This is a genomic window from Allostreptomyces psammosilenae (assembly GCF_013407765.1).
Taxonomy (GTDB): Bacteria; Actinomycetota; Actinomycetes; order Streptomycetales; family Streptomycetaceae; genus Allostreptomyces; species Allostreptomyces psammosilenae.
In genome coordinates this window covers 357498-373639 of record NZ_JACBZD010000002.1, presented here as the reverse complement: position 1 = coordinate 373639, position 16142 = coordinate 357498, and the positions used below count along the sequence as shown (strand labels likewise).

Annotated in this window: 14 protein-coding genes, 1 tRNA gene and 1 pseudogene; 3 read left to right on the top strand and 13 right to left on the bottom strand. The window is 74.1% G+C overall.

Annotated features, from left to right (window positions below; translation table 11 throughout):
* Window positions 1-53: 53 nt before the first annotated feature.
* The 3 genes from FHU37_RS23880 to FHU37_RS23870 form a co-directional block, all read right to left on the bottom strand.
* Complete coding sequence (locus FHU37_RS23880; RefSeq protein ID WP_179816732.1) at window positions 54-2300, bottom strand: hypothetical protein; 2247 nt, start codon at window positions 2298-2300, stop codon at window positions 54-56.
* Between the two features lie 68 nt (window positions 2301-2368).
* Window positions 2369-3175, bottom strand: a complete 807-nt coding sequence (locus tag FHU37_RS23875) for a hypothetical protein (RefSeq protein ID WP_179816731.1) — start codon at window positions 3173-3175, stop codon at window positions 2369-2371.
* Between the two features lie 114 nt (window positions 3176-3289).
* Window positions 3290-4021, bottom strand: a complete 732-nt coding sequence (locus tag FHU37_RS23870; protein ID WP_312892825.1) for a Crp/Fnr family transcriptional regulator — start codon at window positions 4019-4021, stop codon at window positions 3290-3292.
* Window positions 4022-4434: 413 nt separating this feature from the next.
* Between FHU37_RS23870 and FHU37_RS27570 the strand changes: the two genes are divergently transcribed.
* Entirely contained in the window at window positions 4435-5133 is a 699-nt protein-coding gene (locus FHU37_RS27570) for an XRE family transcriptional regulator (RefSeq protein ID WP_312892824.1), read from the top strand.
* 15 nt (window positions 5134-5148) lie between these two features.
* Window positions 5149-6372, top strand: a complete 1224-nt coding sequence (locus FHU37_RS23860; RefSeq protein ID WP_179816730.1) for a M20 family metallopeptidase — start codon at window positions 5149-5151, stop codon at window positions 6370-6372.
* On the opposite strand, the gene FHU37_RS23855 is transcribed toward FHU37_RS23860, so the two are convergent.
* A complete protein-coding gene (locus FHU37_RS23855) occupies window positions 6369-7346 on the bottom strand; it encodes a GNAT family N-acetyltransferase (RefSeq protein WP_246451264.1) in 978 nt (325 codons plus the stop codon). The genes FHU37_RS23860 and FHU37_RS23855 overlap by 4 nt on opposite strands.
* Before the next feature lie 224 nt (window positions 7347-7570).
* Complete coding sequence (locus FHU37_RS23850) at window positions 7571-8230, bottom strand: SDR family NAD(P)-dependent oxidoreductase (protein ID WP_312892823.1); 660 nt, start codon at window positions 8228-8230, stop codon at window positions 7571-7573.
* Window positions 8231-8320: 90 nt separating this feature from the next.
* Here FHU37_RS23850 and FHU37_RS23845 point away from each other — a divergent pair, with 90 nt between their 5' ends.
* A complete protein-coding gene (locus FHU37_RS23845; RefSeq protein WP_179816729.1) occupies window positions 8321-8713 on the top strand; it encodes a MerR family transcriptional regulator in 393 nt (130 codons plus the stop codon).
* Between the two features lie 174 nt (window positions 8714-8887).
* On the opposite strand, the gene FHU37_RS23840 is transcribed toward FHU37_RS23845, so the two are convergent.
* The 8 genes and pseudogenes from FHU37_RS23840 to FHU37_RS29160 all read right to left on the bottom strand — a co-directional run bounded on the left by FHU37_RS23840 (window position 8888) and on the right by FHU37_RS29160 (window position 15972).
* Window positions 8888-8961 (bottom strand) — tRNA-Ala (locus FHU37_RS23840).
* 70 nt (window positions 8962-9031) lie between these two features.
* Window positions 9032-10150, bottom strand: a complete 1119-nt coding sequence (gene sepX, locus FHU37_RS23835) for a divisome protein SepX/GlpR (protein ID WP_179816728.1) — start codon at window positions 10148-10150, stop codon at window positions 9032-9034.
* A 261-nt stretch (window positions 10151-10411) separates the two neighbouring features.
* Window positions 10412-11026 (bottom strand): GNAT family N-acetyltransferase, encoded by a 615-nt coding sequence (locus FHU37_RS23830; protein WP_179817327.1) that lies wholly within the window; start codon window positions 11024-11026, stop codon window positions 10412-10414.
* The gene (locus FHU37_RS23825; protein WP_179816727.1) at window positions 11023-11637 is read right to left on the bottom strand and encodes a MogA/MoaB family molybdenum cofactor biosynthesis protein; all 615 of its coding nucleotides are present in this window, start codon (window positions 11635-11637) and stop codon (window positions 11023-11025) included. Before FHU37_RS23825 ends, FHU37_RS23830 begins: the two co-directional genes overlap by 4 nt.
* A 122-nt stretch (window positions 11638-11759) precedes the next feature.
* Window positions 11760-12254, bottom strand: a pseudogene (gene moaC / locus FHU37_RS23820) (cyclic pyranopterin monophosphate synthase MoaC); the annotation flags it as partial.
* A gap of 271 nt (window positions 12255-12525) precedes the next feature.
* Entirely contained in the window at window positions 12526-13929 is a 1404-nt protein-coding gene (glp, locus tag FHU37_RS23815; RefSeq protein ID WP_179816725.1) for a molybdotransferase-like divisome protein Glp, read from the bottom strand.
* 61 nt (window positions 13930-13990) lie between these two features.
* Entirely contained in the window at window positions 13991-14905 is a 915-nt protein-coding gene (gene galU, locus FHU37_RS23810; protein WP_179816724.1) for a UTP--glucose-1-phosphate uridylyltransferase GalU, read from the bottom strand.
* A gap of 32 nt (window positions 14906-14937) precedes the next feature.
* The gene (locus FHU37_RS29160; protein ID WP_218904774.1) at window positions 14938-15972 is read right to left on the bottom strand and encodes a GGDEF domain-containing protein; all 1035 of its coding nucleotides are present in this window, start codon (window positions 15970-15972) and stop codon (window positions 14938-14940) included.
* Between the last annotated feature and the right edge of the window lie 170 nt (window positions 15973-16142).

Below are 16142 nucleotides of genomic sequence, written 5' to 3'. Positions count from 1 at the left end.
GCGGCGACGGGAAGGCGCACACCCATCGCCGCGGCTCCTTCTGCCGCCGACGACTACGCCGGATCACGCCTCGGCCAGTTCGTGTGTGAGCGCAGGACGTCTCTGACACCGGGGTCGTTCACGATCATCCCGTACAGCCGCTCCATGGCGTTGGTCCCGTCCCAAAGCCGGATGCCGGCCAGTCCGTTGAGGAACCGGAGGGCGGCCCGGTAGGTGGTGCGCTGATCGAACACCTCTCGGGCGAGTGGGAAGAGCCGCGACAGCAGTTCCTCGTTCTCCCGACACACGTCGAACCACCGCAGGAAGGCGTTCTCGACGTGTGAGTAGCTCTCCAAGTCGCCGAACAGGCCGGACAGCTGGGTCCGCAGATCCTGCTCGTCCGTCGACGTCCTCAGCAGCCAGGGAGCGCCGTCCCGGTCCACCTCCATCAGCGCCAGGGTGCCGAGCCGAGCCGCCGTCGAGCCCGGATCCGACTTCCACCAGCGATTCACCGCGACGGCGAACGAGGCCGTCAGGTGGGGGTTGGAGGCGATGCTGGAGAAGGCGGCACGCACATCGTCCCGGACCTGCTCGGACGCGCCTTCGGCTACCCGGCGAAGCCGCACGAGAGCCGGGCCAGGCTGCTCGTTCACCAGCTCGCGGCACACGGCCACCACGATGCTCCGCGTCTCCTGTGCTCCCGTGGCCCAGCTGTAAAGCAGGGCCCGCGCCCGGCGACCCAGTTGCTCGTGCCGCGCGGCAGCAGCCATCAGGGAGACCAGCAGCGGCCTCTGCCCCTCGCTGACGGCCGTGTCCCGCAGGTCGATGAGGTGATCAGCGGCCTGGTGGTGCACCAGGAGACCGAAGAGCGCGCCGGCGATCGGGTGCTCCATCCCCGCCCCCTTGGGCAGGCAGCGCACCATCCACCGGAGCAGTCGGGGTCGAATCCGGTGGTACTCCGTCCACACGAAGTCCAGCAGTTCGTCTCCGTACCCGGGTTCCTCGAAGGCGACGAGATCGCGCGCCCCGAGCTTCGCGCCGAGGCCGGTCAGCCGCCCCCGGATGCCGGCGGCCGACAGGATCTGGCGCAGGTCCCCGGCCGGCTCCGCCGCGCTCCCCGTGCGCGCCCCGTCATCCTGGATGATGCGGGCGAGGCTCTCGGCGTCCTCCTCGATGTCGCTGACCCGGCCCGAACGCCGCAGCGCCAGCGCCACCGACAGGCACCTGTCCTCGAAGGGGAGCCTCCGTATGGTGTGCCCGTCCTCGACCACGTCCCTGGTGCCGAAGCGCGCGGTCAGCTCCTTCTCCCACCCGGTGACGAGCTTGCGCGCCCGCTCCGTGAACCCCGGGACGGGTCCCTCGCCACCGGCCGGCACCGCCCCGGCGGCCGCGTGGAGCTCCCAGTCGGCGATCAGGTCGTCGACGAAGCGGACGGCACGGACGGGATCATGCCCCTCCAGCGCCTTCGCCACCTCCTCGTCACGCACGTACGCCACCAGATCGGCCCGCCCGCGTGCCACCAGGTGCCGCTCGACGACCGCCCGCGCGGCGGGATGGGAGCGCAGCCACATGACCTCGACGCCCTCCGGCAGGTGCCCGGCGCGGCCGGCCCAGAGCTCCGGGGTGATGTTGAGCACCAGGTAGGACCCGGCCCTGGCCAGCTTCTCCGCGTGCTCGCGCAGCCCGGCCAGGAAGGCCGCGCCGGGCCGGTCCTGCTCGGGGGTCTGCAGGTCGATCTGGTAGGCGCAGCCGGGGCCGACGGGCAGACGTCCGGTCTGCGGTGAGCTCCAACCCGCCTCGCAGACGAACAGGTCGATCTGGGGCGCCAGGGTCTCGGCCAGGAGGCGCAGCGAGAAGGTGGTGGCGCCCGAGTTGCGCTGCGCGACGACGATGAGGACACGGGAGCGCTCAAGGGCCCGCCGTGCCTCCGTCCACGGACCGGCCCAGGAGGGATCCGCGACGTAGGAGGCGTCCGCGCGTACGCTCGCGCGGTCGATCCTGATGCTCTCCAGCAGTTCCTGCGCGTGGACGGTGTAGTTCAGGTTGTTCAGCTGGTCGACCAGCAGCCCGACCGATTCGATCCGCAGGCCCGCCAGCGCCGCGATCGGTGCGTAGGGGAGCGTCGGCGCGCCCTCCCGGATCACTTCGGGGGGCCGCCTCCGGCTACCGGAGTGGTCAACGCGCTCGGATGCGTCGTCGTACGGGTCCGCGAAACCACTCAACGCGTCGGTCGCCGGCGGGTGGAGGCCGTTCGCGGCGTCGACCGTCTCCGGATCGGGAACCGTCCGGTCATGCCGGGGCGCGTCGTTCGCGGTGTCCATCGAGCCTTCTGATTCCTCGAGCCGGGTCAGCGGGTCCCGCGTTCGCGGGTCGGGAGGCGTGGCGGTACTCACTCGGCACCGAACCTCTGGTAGGAGGTCTGCGATCCCTCCATGTGCTCCACCACGTTGCCCACCGAGCCGATCTGGTACTTCGGCGCCGCGCCGGCCCGGGGCGTGGACGGAGGCCGCGGCGGGCTACCGGCCGGTCCGGACGAGGCGTCCGACGGCGGCGGGGCGTCCGGCTCCGCCAGCACGCTGGGGGTCACGCCCGGCACGTGCAGCCAGGCGACCTCGCTGAAGCCCTTGTCCGGCACCTCCGCCTCCACCCGCAGGAAGTGCTTCTCGGTCAGGCGCTCCGTGCGGCCGTCCCGCACCACCACCCGGTGCGCCTCGTCGGACAGCAGCAGGGCCGTGAAGGAGCCGTACTCGGCGGCGCGGACGACGCCCCGGCGGGCGGCGTCGCTGTTCACGAAGCGGCACACCTCGTTGATCGGCGCACCGCGGTACACCTCCGGCAACGGCCCCACGTGCACGCTCACCCGGGCGCGGATGGGCGGCGCGGAGGCGAGGCGCTGCTTCTCGTAGCGCTCCAGGAGCCGGTTGAGGTTCTCCACGAACGGATCCACCAGCCGCGCCATTCGGCGGATCGGCAGGCCGAGGATCACGCCGTCGCCGGTGTCGCTGTAGTACTCGGGGTCGCTCCACTCCCGAGCCAGGCCACTGCGCGCGAACGCCGCGGCGAGCAGGGCGTCGAAGTCCTCGCGCAGGCTCGGCATCTCCACCGAGCGGGCCTTGCTGTAGTCCTTCATGTCGATGACGAAGAGGGCCCGGTAGTCCGGGACGTCCCGGTCGTCGAGCACGGTGTCCGCGTCCATGACGCTGTGTCCTTCCGGTGAGGCGCACCAGGCGGTGCGAGGAGGATGTCGATGGTGCCGACCGGTGCGGCGGGGCGCTGCCCATCCGTGGGCACGCGGTGCGTGACGCGGCTCTCAGAGCGAGGCCATCGCGCGGCGCAGCGCATCGGGGTCCTCCACGAGGAGGCCACCACCGGTGGCCGTACGGACCCAGCCCTGCCGCTGCCAGGGGCGCAGGGCACCGCCGACCGCGTTGCGGCAGGCGCCGATCATCCGGGCCAGCTCCTCCTGGGTGAGCCGGACGCGCACGGGCGTCGGGCCGTCGTGGCCCGGGGGGAAGGAGAGGCGCAGCAGTGCCGAGGCGAGTCGGTAGGGGATCGAGCCGGCCGCGAGCTCGGCGCGGATCTCGTCGTTCTCCCGTACCCGGCCGACCATCTGGCGCAGCAGCGCCCTGTGGAGGTCGTGCCGGTCGACGAAGCGGCGGAAGTCGGCGGCGGGAACGGTGTGGACCTGGCAGTCCTCCGCGGCCACGACGGTGGCGGTCCGCCTGCCCTCGTCCAGGACCGCCAGCTCGCCCAGCAGTTCGCCCGGCCCGCGCACGGCCAGCAGCGTTGCCTCCCTTCCGGGGCCGCCCTGCCTGCTGACGGCCACGGATCCCCCGGCGAGCACCAGGACGTGGGTCGCTGCGTCGCCTTCTCGCAGCAGCACGGTGCGACAGGGACGTCGTCGTGCGGGGGCCAGCCGGAGCAGCTGGCCCCACAACCTGTCGCCGAACAGCGCCCGATGGCACTGGTACACCGTCTCCTCCATGTGGACCACACACGTCGCGGCCTCCTCGTCGAGGCCGCGATGGCCGGCATCGGCCACGGCATCAGAGTGGCCGGGCCGCGACCGTCTCACCAGCGCATTCGCTGACTACCGAATCCATGGGGAAAGAGGCGGACAGCGGCTGGCAAAACGTGGACAACCAATGGACAACTCGGCGTCGGGGAAGGGGCGTTGCGCGTCCCGACCGCGCATAACCGGCCGCTTTCCCTCGAAGCAGCGGCCCGCAGGCCAGGCCCGAGGAGAATGGGGCACGGTACGCGGACACGGGATCGCCTCCGCCTCTCCTGGTACCTCAGCGACGGCCCTGCAGAAATGGGACAGCGTTGGAGCACCGCACACCGCCGAGCCAGAACAGCGACAGCCCGCTACGACTGGCGCGAAAAGCCATACCCGCCACTCTCGAACAGGTATGCGACGAGCTGTACCGGCGTTTCCCCGGCGAACTCTGCCGCGTGACACCCAGCATGCTGTCCGGGTGGGAACTCGGCCGTCGGCAGACCAGCGTCCGCTACCGCAGGATGCTGGTGGAGTTCTACAAGCAGCCGGCGGAGTCGCTCTTCGCGCACCAGGACGTCCCGGGGCCGGCGGAGCGGCGGACCATCCGGGCGGAGACCGGCGACGACTCAGCCCTCGTTCTGGTCGGACACCACCGCCTCCACGACGCGATGCTCGACGTCGTGTGCAACGCCCGCCGGTACCTGGTGGTCACCGGCTCCCGCTCGCGGGACGGCCGCTACCTCACCGGCATCGAGGAGGCACTGCGCGGCCGCCCGGAACTGGTCCACTACCGCGTCCTGTTCGGCCCCCCGCGCCACCCCCTCCTACGGGACCACCTGCTCACACTGCTGAAGCTGCGGGATCCGGAGGACCGCAGCCAGGGCTTCAAGACGCTCCACATGGGCATCGTGGAGGAGGCCGACACCCCCGAGAAGTTCATCTGCGCCAGCGAGAACGCCGCCGTCACGCCCATACCGTCCCTGACGTCCGCGGACGCCTTCGACTCCGCGGTACTCCTCGGCGCGACGGCGGCGCAGCAGCTCATCGGACACGTGCGCGAGTGCTATGCCGCCGCCCGTAGGATCGAGAGCACCACAGCCGTCGATGCCCTACCCGTCCTGCGAGCCGGCCGCACTCCCGCCAGCGGCGTCTGAGGAGCCCTGGAACCCATGCCCGAGGACGTCTCCGCCAGAAGGCGGCTCGCCCTGCGCGCATCCGCCGAGGAGGACCAGGAGTCCGTGCTGGCCCTCGCCCGCGAACTGGTCCGCCTGCCGAGCCGCGGTGGGATCGATCCCTACCAACCGGTTCTGGACCACGTCGCGGGCTGGCTCCACCACAGGGGCCTTCGCACCCGACCGCTGCACGACGGGGCCGGGGCCTGCGTCGGCCTGGTGTGCGAGGTCGCAGGCGCCGCCCCCGGGCCGCGGTGGGTGCTGGACGCCTGCCTGGACACCGCGCCCTTCGGCGACGAGAGCGCCTGGAGCCGTCCACCCACGTCGGCCGCCCTCGCGGAGGGATGGCTGTACGGGCGTGGCGCGGCGGACTCCAAGACCACCGCCGCGATCTTCTGCCACATCGCCGTGCGGATGGCACGCCAGGCCCATCGGCTGCGCGGCACGCTCACCCTGCTGTTCGACGTCGACGAGCACACCGGGCACTTCGGGGGAGCGAAGCGGTACTTCGAGGGCCCTGGCGCCCCCGACGACGCCGCCGGCGTCATGATCGGCTACCCGGGCATCGACCACCTGGTCGTCGGCGGGCGCGGGGTGTACCGGGCCCGCCTCTCGGTGCACGGCACGGCGTCGCACTCCGGCGGCTCCGCGGTGACACCCAACGCCATCGTCAAGGCGGCGGACGTGGTCCGCACCCTGCACGCGCTCCGGCTGCCCGGGGGCACGCCCACCTTCCGGCCCGCGGGGAAGCTCACCATCACCGGCGTCTCCGCCGGCCAGGGCTACTCCGTCACGCCGGACCTGTGCCTGGTCAACGTCGACGTGCGCACCACGCCGACCTTCACGAGCCAGGCGGCGGCGACCGTGCTGGGGCGGGCGGTGCGGGACGTCGACGCCGCCTGGCCGACCACCCGCCCGACCACGGTCACCGTGGAGACCGACTGGCCGCCCTACGCGCTGCCGGAGGAGGCACCACTGCGCAGAGCGCTGCTCGACGCCGCCGAACGGCACGGCCTCACCGTCGCCCCGAAGGTCGCCGGCCCCTCCAACATCGGCAACTACCTGGCGGGCCTGGGCATCCCCGCCACCGCCGGCTTCGGCCCGGACTACCGCGGCCTGCACGCCACCGACGAGCGAGTCCGGGTCTCCACAATCCCGCTGGCCCAGGCCGTCTACCACGACGCGGTGCTGGAGTTGCTGACCACCGGGGTCGCCGGCTAGTGGCCGTCAGGCCAGGTCATGTTGAGTTCGCGTTGGAAGTCGACGTAGCCGGCGCGGCGGAAGGCGGCGGCCATGGGGGTGTTGGCCAGGTCGGTGGCGGCGCGGACGCGGGGGGCGTTCCGGGCGGCGAGGAGGCGGGTGCCCTCGGCGAGGATGTCGTCGACGTAGCCGTGGCCGCGGTGTGCGGGGAGGACGCCGATGTAGCCGATGATGTGGTTGTAGCCGTTGTGACCGGGGATGACGAAGCCCACGGGATCGCCGGTCGGGAGGGTGGCGATCCGCCACCAGTCGGTGGGCTGGGCGTAGCGGGTCAGTTCGTTGTCGTGGCCGCGGGCCGCCACCTCGGCGGGGGGCATGCGGGCGAGGTCCGCGCGGCTGTGCGCGTCGAGGGTGCCGTCCAGGACGAGGGTCATCAGGGCGACGAGCTCGTCGCGGTCGCGGACCGGGCGGAAGGTCAGGCGGTCGCTCGGGGGCGGCAGGGCGGTGCCCGGGCGCCACTCCAGGCGCAGCCGCTCCACGAACAGGCGCGCGCCGAGGCTCTCCAGGACGGCGGTACGTCGTTCGACGATGCGGCGGGCGGCCGGCCGCTCGCGCCAGTCGGGTGGGACGAAGCGGGTGTACTCCGGCGTTTCGCCCCCGGGCGGGACGACGGCGGCCAGCGCGGTGCGCAGCAGGGCCGTCGCCGCAGTGGCGTCGTCCCCGGCGGCGGTGCCGTCCCCGGCGGTGTCGTCGAGGTCGAAGACGTCCATCAGGAGCGGCGCGGCGTCCTCACGGCGGCCCCACCAGGCGGCCCGGGCGACCAGGCGGTCGCCGCGCAGGGCCACCCACAGCCATTCCGGGCGCCGACGGCCGGTGTCGAGGTCGTCCGCCAGTTCGTCGTTGAGTTCGTACCGGAACCGGTTGAACAGGTCGAGCTCGGCGGGCCCGGTGATCGGGCGGATCGTCAGCTCGGGGTGCTGCTGCTTCGCGGTCAAGGCAGTTCGCTTTCGTGGAAGGTGCGCCCTGTCCGCTCCGGGGTCAGCCGCGTCGCGCGCCCCGGGAGGACATCGGCGTGGTGGCGTGGAAGCTCATCGCCTTGTCCCTCCTCTCCGGTTTCCGGCCGCCCCCCGCGCTCGGGCGGCGGTCCGTCATCCGAAGATCTACCGGTGGCGCGGGCGGGACGGCAAGCGGTTTTCCCGCCCGCGCGCCACCGGCGCCACTACCCGCGCCGATCCGTGTGCACGACCTCCCGTTCCCATCGGGCCGGCGGCTGGGTGTGCAGCCGCCAGTAGTGCTCGGCGATGTCGTCCGGATCGAAGGCGGTGCCCGGGGCGACGGGGCCGTCCACGGTCACGGTGGCCACGTGCACGCCCGACGCCCCGTACTCCGCGTCGAGCAGGGCCACCAGCGCCCGCACCCCGGCCTTGCCGAGGGAGAGGCTCACGTAGCGCGGATCCGGCTGCGGCATCCCGCCGGTGACGACGAACGTGCCGCCGCCGCGCTCGGCCATGCCGGGAGCCACGTGCGCGGCCGTGGTGAGCGCGCCGACCACGTTCACCGCCCACGCGTCGAGCTGGGCGCGGGCCGGCAGTTCGCCCGGGGCATCGGCCTGGATGATCGCCGCGTTGTACACCACCACGTCCGGCGGGCCGATCCGCGCCGCGGCCGCGTCCAGGGCCGCGCGCAGCGCCGTCTCGTCGGTGCTGTCCGCCACCAGCGGCACCACCGGGACGCCGAACGGCGCGACCGCCTCCGCCGTGGCCCGGGCCGTCTCGCTCCGGCGCGCCACCACCGCCACCGGCAGTCCCTCCCGGGCGAACCTGCGGGCCACCGACCGGCCGATCCCCGGCCCCGCCCCGACCACCACCGCTCCCGACACCACGGCCTCCTTCACCTCCGCGACAGCTGGTGAAGGAACGCTAAGGTCTCACACCAGTGTGAGGGTCAAGCGACGACGACGGGGGACCGCATGCGGATCAGCGCCCTTGCCCACCGAACGGGAGTCAGCGAACGGCTGCTGCGCTACTACGAGGAACAGGGGCTGCTCCGGCCGTCCCGGCTGCCCAACGGCTACCGGGAGTACGCCGAGTCCGACGTCGCGACCGTGCGGCACATCCGCGCACTGCTGGACGCCGGGCTCCCCACCGCGGTCATCGCCCGCCTGCTGCCCTGCGCCCACGACGACGGCGCGGGCCTGGTGCCGTCGTCGTGTCCGGGCACACTGGCCGACCTGCGGCGCCATCGCGCCCGCGTGGCCGAGCAACTCACCCGCCTGGACGCCTCCCGGCGCTCCCTGGACGCCCTGCTGGACGCGGCCCTGCGTCAGACCGGTACCCCCGGCACCGATCCGTCCGCCGGGTGAGGGCCGGAAACCGGCGGCCACTCAGCCCGCGACCACCGCGCGGCCGTCCCGGCAACCGCCGGGAGCACAGGGGGAAATCGAGGAACAGGCCGGCTGACCCTCGTCTCCCAAAAATCTCCCATGAACGCCTCAGGGCCCTTCCCGAACTACCCCGGGAAGGGCCCTGAGCTGGGGTGGAGCTGAGGGGATTTGAACCCCTGACCCCCTCGATGCGAACGAGGTGCGCTACCGGACTGCGCTACAGCCCCAACGAGGAGAAACTCTAGCACCTTTGGGGCCTGGGATGAAAAACGGGCCCCGGGGCGGGTGACCGGGCGGTCACTCGTTGGCGGCGCGGGGGCGGTCCTCGGTGTAGGGGGCGGCGGACGGGTCGGCGTACTGGTCGTAGAGGGGGGTGCGGCCCGGCTGGGTGCGGCCCGGCTGGGTGCGGCCAGGCTGGGTGCGGCCCGGCTGGGCGGGGGTGGTCCGGGCGGAGGACCAGGTGTCGGGGGCGTCGAGGTCCAGCGGGCCGGTGTTGCGGGGGGCGACCGGGGCGGTGACGTAGGTGGGGAGCGGGACGGCCACCGGCTCCCAGGAGTCGCGGTCGGGGGCGGCGCCGCGGACGCTGTCCACCCACTCGGCGTGGTCAGTCTCCTCGACCATGGCGCGGCTGCGGGAGGTGGGCTCCACGACGGGCGGGAGCGGCGTCGCCGGCGCGGCGGCGGGGTCGTCGCGCTCGGCGGCGCGGGCGGCCTCGGCGCGACGGGCGCGGCCCTCGGCGTGCAGCCGGCGGGCGGCCTCGGCGGCGCGCCGGTGGTCGAGCTGGACCAGGTAGCGGCGGCGCTCCTGGCGGCGGAGGTAGCCGATGTAGAGGGAGAGCAGCAGGCCGGGGACGAGCGGGGCCCACAGCAGGGCGAGCCCGCCGAAGGCCGCGGCCAGGGCGCCGATCGTGAACAGCAGGAAGAGCACGCTGACGACGCGGCGCCGGCGGGCGAGCAGGGCGGCCCGGCCCGGCGTGCCGGCCGGGTGGCCGGGGACGGCGCGGCGCGGCCCGGCGGCGGACCCCCGCAGCGGGGACGCGGCCTCCGCGTGCGCCGCGTGCTCCACGGCGTCCGCGGTGTCGGCGGGGTCGTCGGAGTCGGCGGGCTGGTCGACGGCGGCCGTGGCGCGCGCGGCCGTGCCGGAGTCCGCCGCGTCGGCGTCGGCCGTGCCGGGGCCGGGCGCGGGCGTGCGGAAGTCGCCGAGGGTGTCGACGCCGTGGTCGTCGTCCCGGCCGGCGAGGGCCCTGGCGTAACGCCGCTCCAGTGCCGCCCTTCCGGACAGCAGCCGGATGGCGGTGGTGAAGCGCTCCGTCGGCCGCCCTTCGTTGAGCTCGTCCTGCCGGCGGAGCCACATCGGCACCAGATAGGCAGCCCAGGCCCCCACGATGACTGCGTAGATGAGGCCGCTACTGCTCACGATGGACACGTTAGGCGCCACACGGACCACTCGGTGGCAATTTCCCGCGGCGTGTCGTACGGGGCGGTGGGATTTTCATGGGATTTTTCCGAAGTGGCGGTTGGGAGGGGCTTTCCGGGGCAATTGTTAGAACTGGTGTTCTATTAATGTTCCGGTTCGGGTGGAATCAATCGATTATCTGTTCGAACGGCGGCGGACGGCCGTCCGCCGCACCGGACGGACAACGGAAGGGGAACTTCCGTTCACCAAGGCGCTTTACGGTCAAACCGGACGCGACCGGCTGCGCCGCCAGCGGGCCAGCAGCCCCTCCGGGACGTCCTCCACGGTCAGCGCGAAGGCCAGGTGGTCCCGCCAGGCACCGTCGATGTGCAGGTACTTCGGCCGCAGCCCCTCCTCGCGGAAGCCCAGCTTCTCCACCACCCGCCGGCTGGCCGCGTTCTCGGGGCGGATGCAGACCTCCACCCGGTGCAGGCCGACCCCGAAGAAGCAGTGGTCCACCGCCAGCGCCACCGCCGTCGGCATCACCCCGCGCCCCGCGATCTCACGATCGACCCAGTAGCCGACGTTCGCCGAGCACATCGACCCCCAGGTGATCCCGGCGACGGTCAACTGCCCCGCCAGCCGCCCCTGGTAGGTCACCACGAACGGCATCATCCGGCCCGCCGCCGCCTCCGCGCGCAGCTGCCGGACCATCCGCCGGAACGACGGCCGGGCGCTCGCCCTGGTGTACGGCACCGGCGGCACGGTGGCCTCCCAGGGCCGCAGCCAGTCCCGGTTGCGGTCGTTCACCTGGTGCCACTCCCGCGCGTCCCGCGCCTGGATGGGCCGCAGCCCCACTTCGCCCTCCTGCAGACGGACGGGCCAGACCGGATTCAGCTCGGGCTCCCGGGGGCGGCCGGCGCCTGCCGCGGCGCGGGAGACGGAGAAGACGGAGAAGACGGAGAAGGAGAAGGAGACGAGGGAGGGGGAGTCGGGGAGGCGGCGGCGTCGGGGCGCCGAACGTGGTCGCCGCCGTGGATCTGGTCGACGGCGTGCGCCAGTATCGGCGCCAGCACGGCCAGGCCGTCCCGCACCCCGCCCGTCGAGCCGGGCAGGTTCACCACGAGGGTCCGCCCCGCCGTCCCCGCCACGCCCCGGGAGAGCGCCGCCGTCGGCACCTTGGCCATGCCGGCCGCCCGGATCGCCTCCGCGATCCCGGGCACCTCGCGGTCGATCACCCGCCGGGTCATCTCCGGGGTGAGGTCCAGCGGCGTCAGGCCGGTGCCGCCCGTGGTGAGCACCACGTGGTACCCGTCCGCGACGGCCCCGCGCAACGCCTCCGCCACCGGCTCGCCGTCCGGGACCACCACCGGCCCGTCGACCGCGAAGCCCATCCCGGCCAGCCCCTCCACCAGGAGAGGACCGCCGGTGTCCGGGTAGACGCCGGCGTGCGCCCGGTTGGAGACGGTGACCGCCAGCGCCCGGTAGCCGGAACCCGAGCCGGTCACGACGCGCTCCGCTCGGCCTCGCCGCCGGCCGTCCCGGACGCCCCGGCCGTCCCGGAGGTCTCGGCCGTCCCGGAGGTCTCGGCCGTCCCGGAGGTCTCGCGGACCACGGAGCCGTCCGCGCCGCGGTGCCAGTCGCCGCTCTTGCCGCCCGTCTTGGACTCGACGCGCACCGAGCAGATCTCGGCCACCGGGTCGACCGCCTTCACCATGTCCACGATGGTCAGCGCGGCCGTGGTCACCGCCGTCAGCGCCTCCATCTCCACCCCGGTGCGGTCCGCGGTCCGGGCGGTCGCGGAGATCTCCACCGCGTCGTCGGCCACGGTCAGCTCCACGGTCACGCCGTGCAGCGCGATCGGATGGCACAGCGGGATCAGGTCCGGGGTCCGCTTGGCGCCCATGATCCCGGCGATCCGGGCCACGGCCAGCGCGTCGCCCTTGGGCAGCGTGCGCCCGTCCGGGGAGGTGCCGCGCAGCAGCTCCACCACGCGCGGCGAGACGCGGACCCGGCCGCTCGCCGTCGCCGTACGGCTCGACGGCGCCTTGTCCGCCACGTCCACCATGCGTGCCGCACCCGTGGCGTCCACGTGCGTCAGGTGGTCGGCCTTGCCCGTGCTCATCGTTCTCCAAGCTCTCCACTGGCCCCACCGGCCCCGCCGGGGCGCGGGCGGCGTTCCGTCCGCCCCACATCCAAGCCCACACCCGCTGGGGCGACAACCGCGACCCCGGCCGAGCGCCGACCGTGGGCCGACCGTGGGCGACCGGCGGCCTACCGGCGGGCGGGGGAGGGTGGGAAGGGGACGCCGAAGGGGGCCGATGGGCCGGACACGGAAGGGCCCGGCGCCGACGGAACGGGCGCCGGGGGCGCCGGAGGAGCGGCAGGCGAAACGATCACTCCTGCAGCAGCATCACGTCGACGAGCTGGCCCATCGGCGCCGACGTCGTCCACTCGTCCACCACCACCAGGGCGTTGGCCCGCGCCAGCGCCCCCAGCAGGTGGGAGCCCGAACCGCCCACCGGCGTCACCGTCCCGGTGATCTCCCCCGGCATCGGCGGCACGTACCGGCCCCGGGCGTACTGCCGGCGCCCCTCCGGCGAACCGGTGATCGGGGCGTCGAGGCGGGCCCGGACCACCGGCCGGTGCACCTGCTCCATCCCCATCATCCGCCGGATCGCCGGCCGCACGAACAGCTCGAAGGAGACGAACGCGCTCACCGGGTTGCCCGGCAGGGCGAACAGCGGCGTGGCGTCCGGCCCGATCGTGCCGAACCCCTGCGGCTTGCCCGGCTGCATCGCCAGCCGGTGGAAGGACACCTCGCCCAGGTCCGCGAAGACCTGCTTGACCACGTCGTACGCGCCCACGCTGACCCCGCCGCTGGTGACCACCAGGTCGGAGCGGATCAGCTGGTCCTCCAGCGTCTCGGTGAGCTCCGCCGGATCGTCCGGCACGCAGCCGGCGCGGAACGCCAGCGCGCCCGCCTCCCGGGCCGCCGCGGTCAGCATGAAGCTGTTGGCGTCCGGGATCCGCCCGGGCACCGGCTCGTCCGCCGGATGGGTCAGCTCGCTGCCGGTCGACAGGATCGACACCCGGGGGCGCGGCCGCACCTTCACCAGGTTGCGGCGCACCGCGCACAGCAGGCCGATCCGGCTCGGGGTGAGCACCGTCCCGGCGCTCAGCACCACCTCGCCGCGCTCCACGTCGCTGCCGCTGCGCCGCACGAAGGACCCGTACTCGGGCTGCCGGAAGACCCGCACCCGCCCGCCGCCGTCCCCGGCCGGGCCGCCGGAGGGGCCGGTGAGCACCGGGGCGGCGGTCGCCGGCGCCATGGTGTCGGCGGCCGCGTCGCCACCGGAGCCGCCGTCGGTCCACTCCACCGGGACGACGGAGTCCGCCCCCGGCGGCATCGGCGCGCCGGTCATGATGCGCGCGCAGGTGCCCGGGGTGATCCGCGGCAGGTCGCTGGCGCCGGCCGGGACGTCACCCAGCACGGTCAGCACCACCGGGGTGCGCCGCTCGGCGCCGGCGAGGTCGGCGGCGCGCACGGCGTAGCCGTCCATGGAGCTGTTGTCGAAGGGCGGCACGTTGCCGGGGGCCGTGACGTCCTCGGCGAGCAGGCAGCCGTGGGCGTCCAGCACCTGCATGTCCAGGGGCGCCAGCGGCCGGATCGCGGACAGCACCCGCTCCAGGTGCCGCTCCACCGGCTCCAGCCGCCCCGCCCCGGACGCCCCGGGCATCCCGGCCGCCCCGGCGGGCTCCCCGGACGACCCGGGCGACGTGCGTTGGTCAGCGCTCATGCGTCCCCGCCCCGTCCGCTCCGCTGCTGCGCGGCCGCCACCGGCCGCCTCGGCCGCCGCCTCACACGGTCTCCCGCGGGATCTCCTGCTCGACGAACTCGCGCAGCCAGCTGCGGAAGCCCGGGCCGAGGTCCTCGCGCTCGCAGGCCAGCCGCACCACGGCGCGCAGGTAGTCGGCGCGGTCGCCGGTGTCGTAGCGACGCCCCTTGAACAGCACGCCGTGCACCGGCCCGCCGTCGCCCTCGCGCTGCGCCAGCGTCTTCAGCGCGTCGGTCAGCTGGATCTCGCCGCCGCGGCCGGGCGGGGTACGCCGCAGCACCTCGAAGATCGCCGGGTCGAGGACGTAGCGGCCGATCACGGCGTAGTTGCTGGGGGCGTCCTGCGCCGCCGGCTTCTCCACCAGGTCGGTCACCCGGACCACGCCGTCGAGGTCGGCCGGGGCGACGGCGGCGCAGCCGTACATGTGCACCTGCTCGGCCGGTACCTCGATCAGCGCCACGACGCTGCCGCCGAGCTGCCGCTGCACGTCGATCATCTGGGTGAGCAGCGGGTCCCGCGGGTCGATGAGGTCGTCACCGAGCAGCACCGCGAACGGCTGGTCGGCGACGTGCGGGGCGGCGCATAGCACCGCGTGGCCGAGGCCCTTGGGATCGCCCTGGCGCACGTAGTGGATGGCGGCCAGCTCGCTGGACTCGCGCACCATCCGCAGGCGCTCCTCGTCGCCCTTGTTGGCGAGGGCCTCCTCCAGCTCGTACGCCCGGTCGAAGTGGTCCTCCAGCGGACGCTTGTTGCGCCCCGTCACCATGAGCACGTCGGGCAGTCCGGCCGCCACGGCCTCCTCCACGACGTACTGGATCGCGGGGCGGTCGACCACCGGCAGCATCTCCTTCGGAGTCGCCTTGGTGGCGGGGAGGAAGCGCGTGCCCAGGCCGGCTGCTGGTATCACGGCCTTCGTGATCGGGAGCATGCTCGTCATGCCGTGACCATATCTTCTGTTGCTGTGGCAGTTCACAGGCTCTCCGCCGAATGACGGACGTCGCCATCCGGTTCACCACCGGTGGCGTACTCGGGCGGGCGCACCGCCTCCCGCCAGCCGTTTCCGCCGGCCGCCTTCGCCTCGGCCAGGGCCTGGTCGGCGGCGCGCAGCAGGGTGGCGGCGTGGTTGGCGTGGTCCGGCAGGACCGCCACGCCGATGGACGCGGTCAGCGAGACCCGGGCACCGGAGGCGATCCGGTCGACCTCGGTGGCCGGCGGGGTGGGGGCGGCCCGGACGGCCGCCGCGTCGGCCGTCCCGCCTGCCGCCCCGGTCATCGCTCCGGCCGTCGCGCCGGCTGCCGCCCCGGTCGTCGCGCCGGCTGCCGCCCCGGTCGTCGCGCCGGCTGCCGCCCCGGCCGGAGCGGCGGTGGCCGCGGGAGCGTCCGGCCCGCTCGCGTCCCGGCGGTCCCGGTCGGACGCCCGCCGGGACGGCGTGCCGGCCTGCTCGACCGGGCGGCGCGCCGGCTGCCCGACCGGGAAGGACGCCTCGATCCGGTGCCGGCGCACCGTCCAGCACAGCCGTTCCGCGACGTGCGCCGCCCCCTCGGCGTCGGTGTCCGGCAGCAGCACCACGAACTCCTCCCCGCCGTACCGCCCGAGGGTGTCCGTCTGGCGCACCTCCAGGGCGAGGCGCTGCGCCAGGTCACGCAGCGCCGCGTTGCCGCGCTGGTGCCCGCCGGCCCGGTTGACCTGCTCGAACCGGTCGATGTCGAGCAGCAGCACGGCGAGCGGGCGCCCGGTGCGGTTGCTCCGCTCCACCTCGCGGTCCAGGGAGAGCTGGAGGTAGCGGTAGTTCCACACCCCGGTCAGCGGGTCGGTCACGGAGGTCTTGGTCAGTTCGGAGCACTCGCACTCCAGCCGCGTCACCCGCCTGCGCAGCTCCGCCACGCGCTCGGCGGTGGAGATCCGCAGGGCGCGTAGGGTCAGCAGCAAGGCGACCATGACGAGCGCGGTGACCAGGAGCAGAGCACCGAGGACCACGGTGAGGTGGTCCGTGATCAGCGACATGTTCCTGCATGCTCCTCTCGGTGCGTCGACCGTGCGTGCCACTGGGCCCCTCCCCCGGCCCCACGGCCGTGGGGCGCCCCCGGGCCCGAGCCCGGGGGTCCCCGCCCGCGGGCGGGGGAGGACCGGCGGCGCGCGGCCCGCAACACTCCAACCGTCCGGCCCGGTGCCGG

Excerpts from the sequence above, each read along its gene's own strand:
- FHU37_RS23880 (WP_179816732.1), bottom strand. The coding sequence starts at position 2,300 with ATGGACACCGCGAACGACGCGCCCCGGCATGACCGGACGGTTCCCGAT.
- FHU37_RS23875 (WP_179816731.1), bottom strand. The coding sequence starts at position 3,175 with ATGGACGCGGACACCGTGCTCGACGACCGGGACGTCCCGGACTACCGG.
- FHU37_RS23860 (WP_179816730.1), top strand. The coding sequence starts at position 5,149 with ATGCCCGAGGACGTCTCCGCCAGAAGGCGGCTCGCCCTGCGCGCATCC.
- FHU37_RS23845 (WP_179816729.1), top strand. The coding sequence starts at position 8,321 with ATGCGGATCAGCGCCCTTGCCCACCGAACGGGAGTCAGCGAACGGCTG.
- glp (WP_179816725.1), bottom strand. The coding sequence starts at position 13,929 with ATGAGCGCTGACCAACGCACGTCGCCCGGGTCGTCCGGGGAGCCCGCC.
- galU (WP_179816724.1), bottom strand. The coding sequence starts at position 14,905 with ATGACGAGCATGCTCCCGATCACGAAGGCCGTGATACCAGCAGCCGGC.
- FHU37_RS29160 (WP_218904774.1), bottom strand. The coding sequence starts at position 15,972 with ATGTCGCTGATCACGGACCACCTCACCGTGGTCCTCGGTGCTCTGCTC.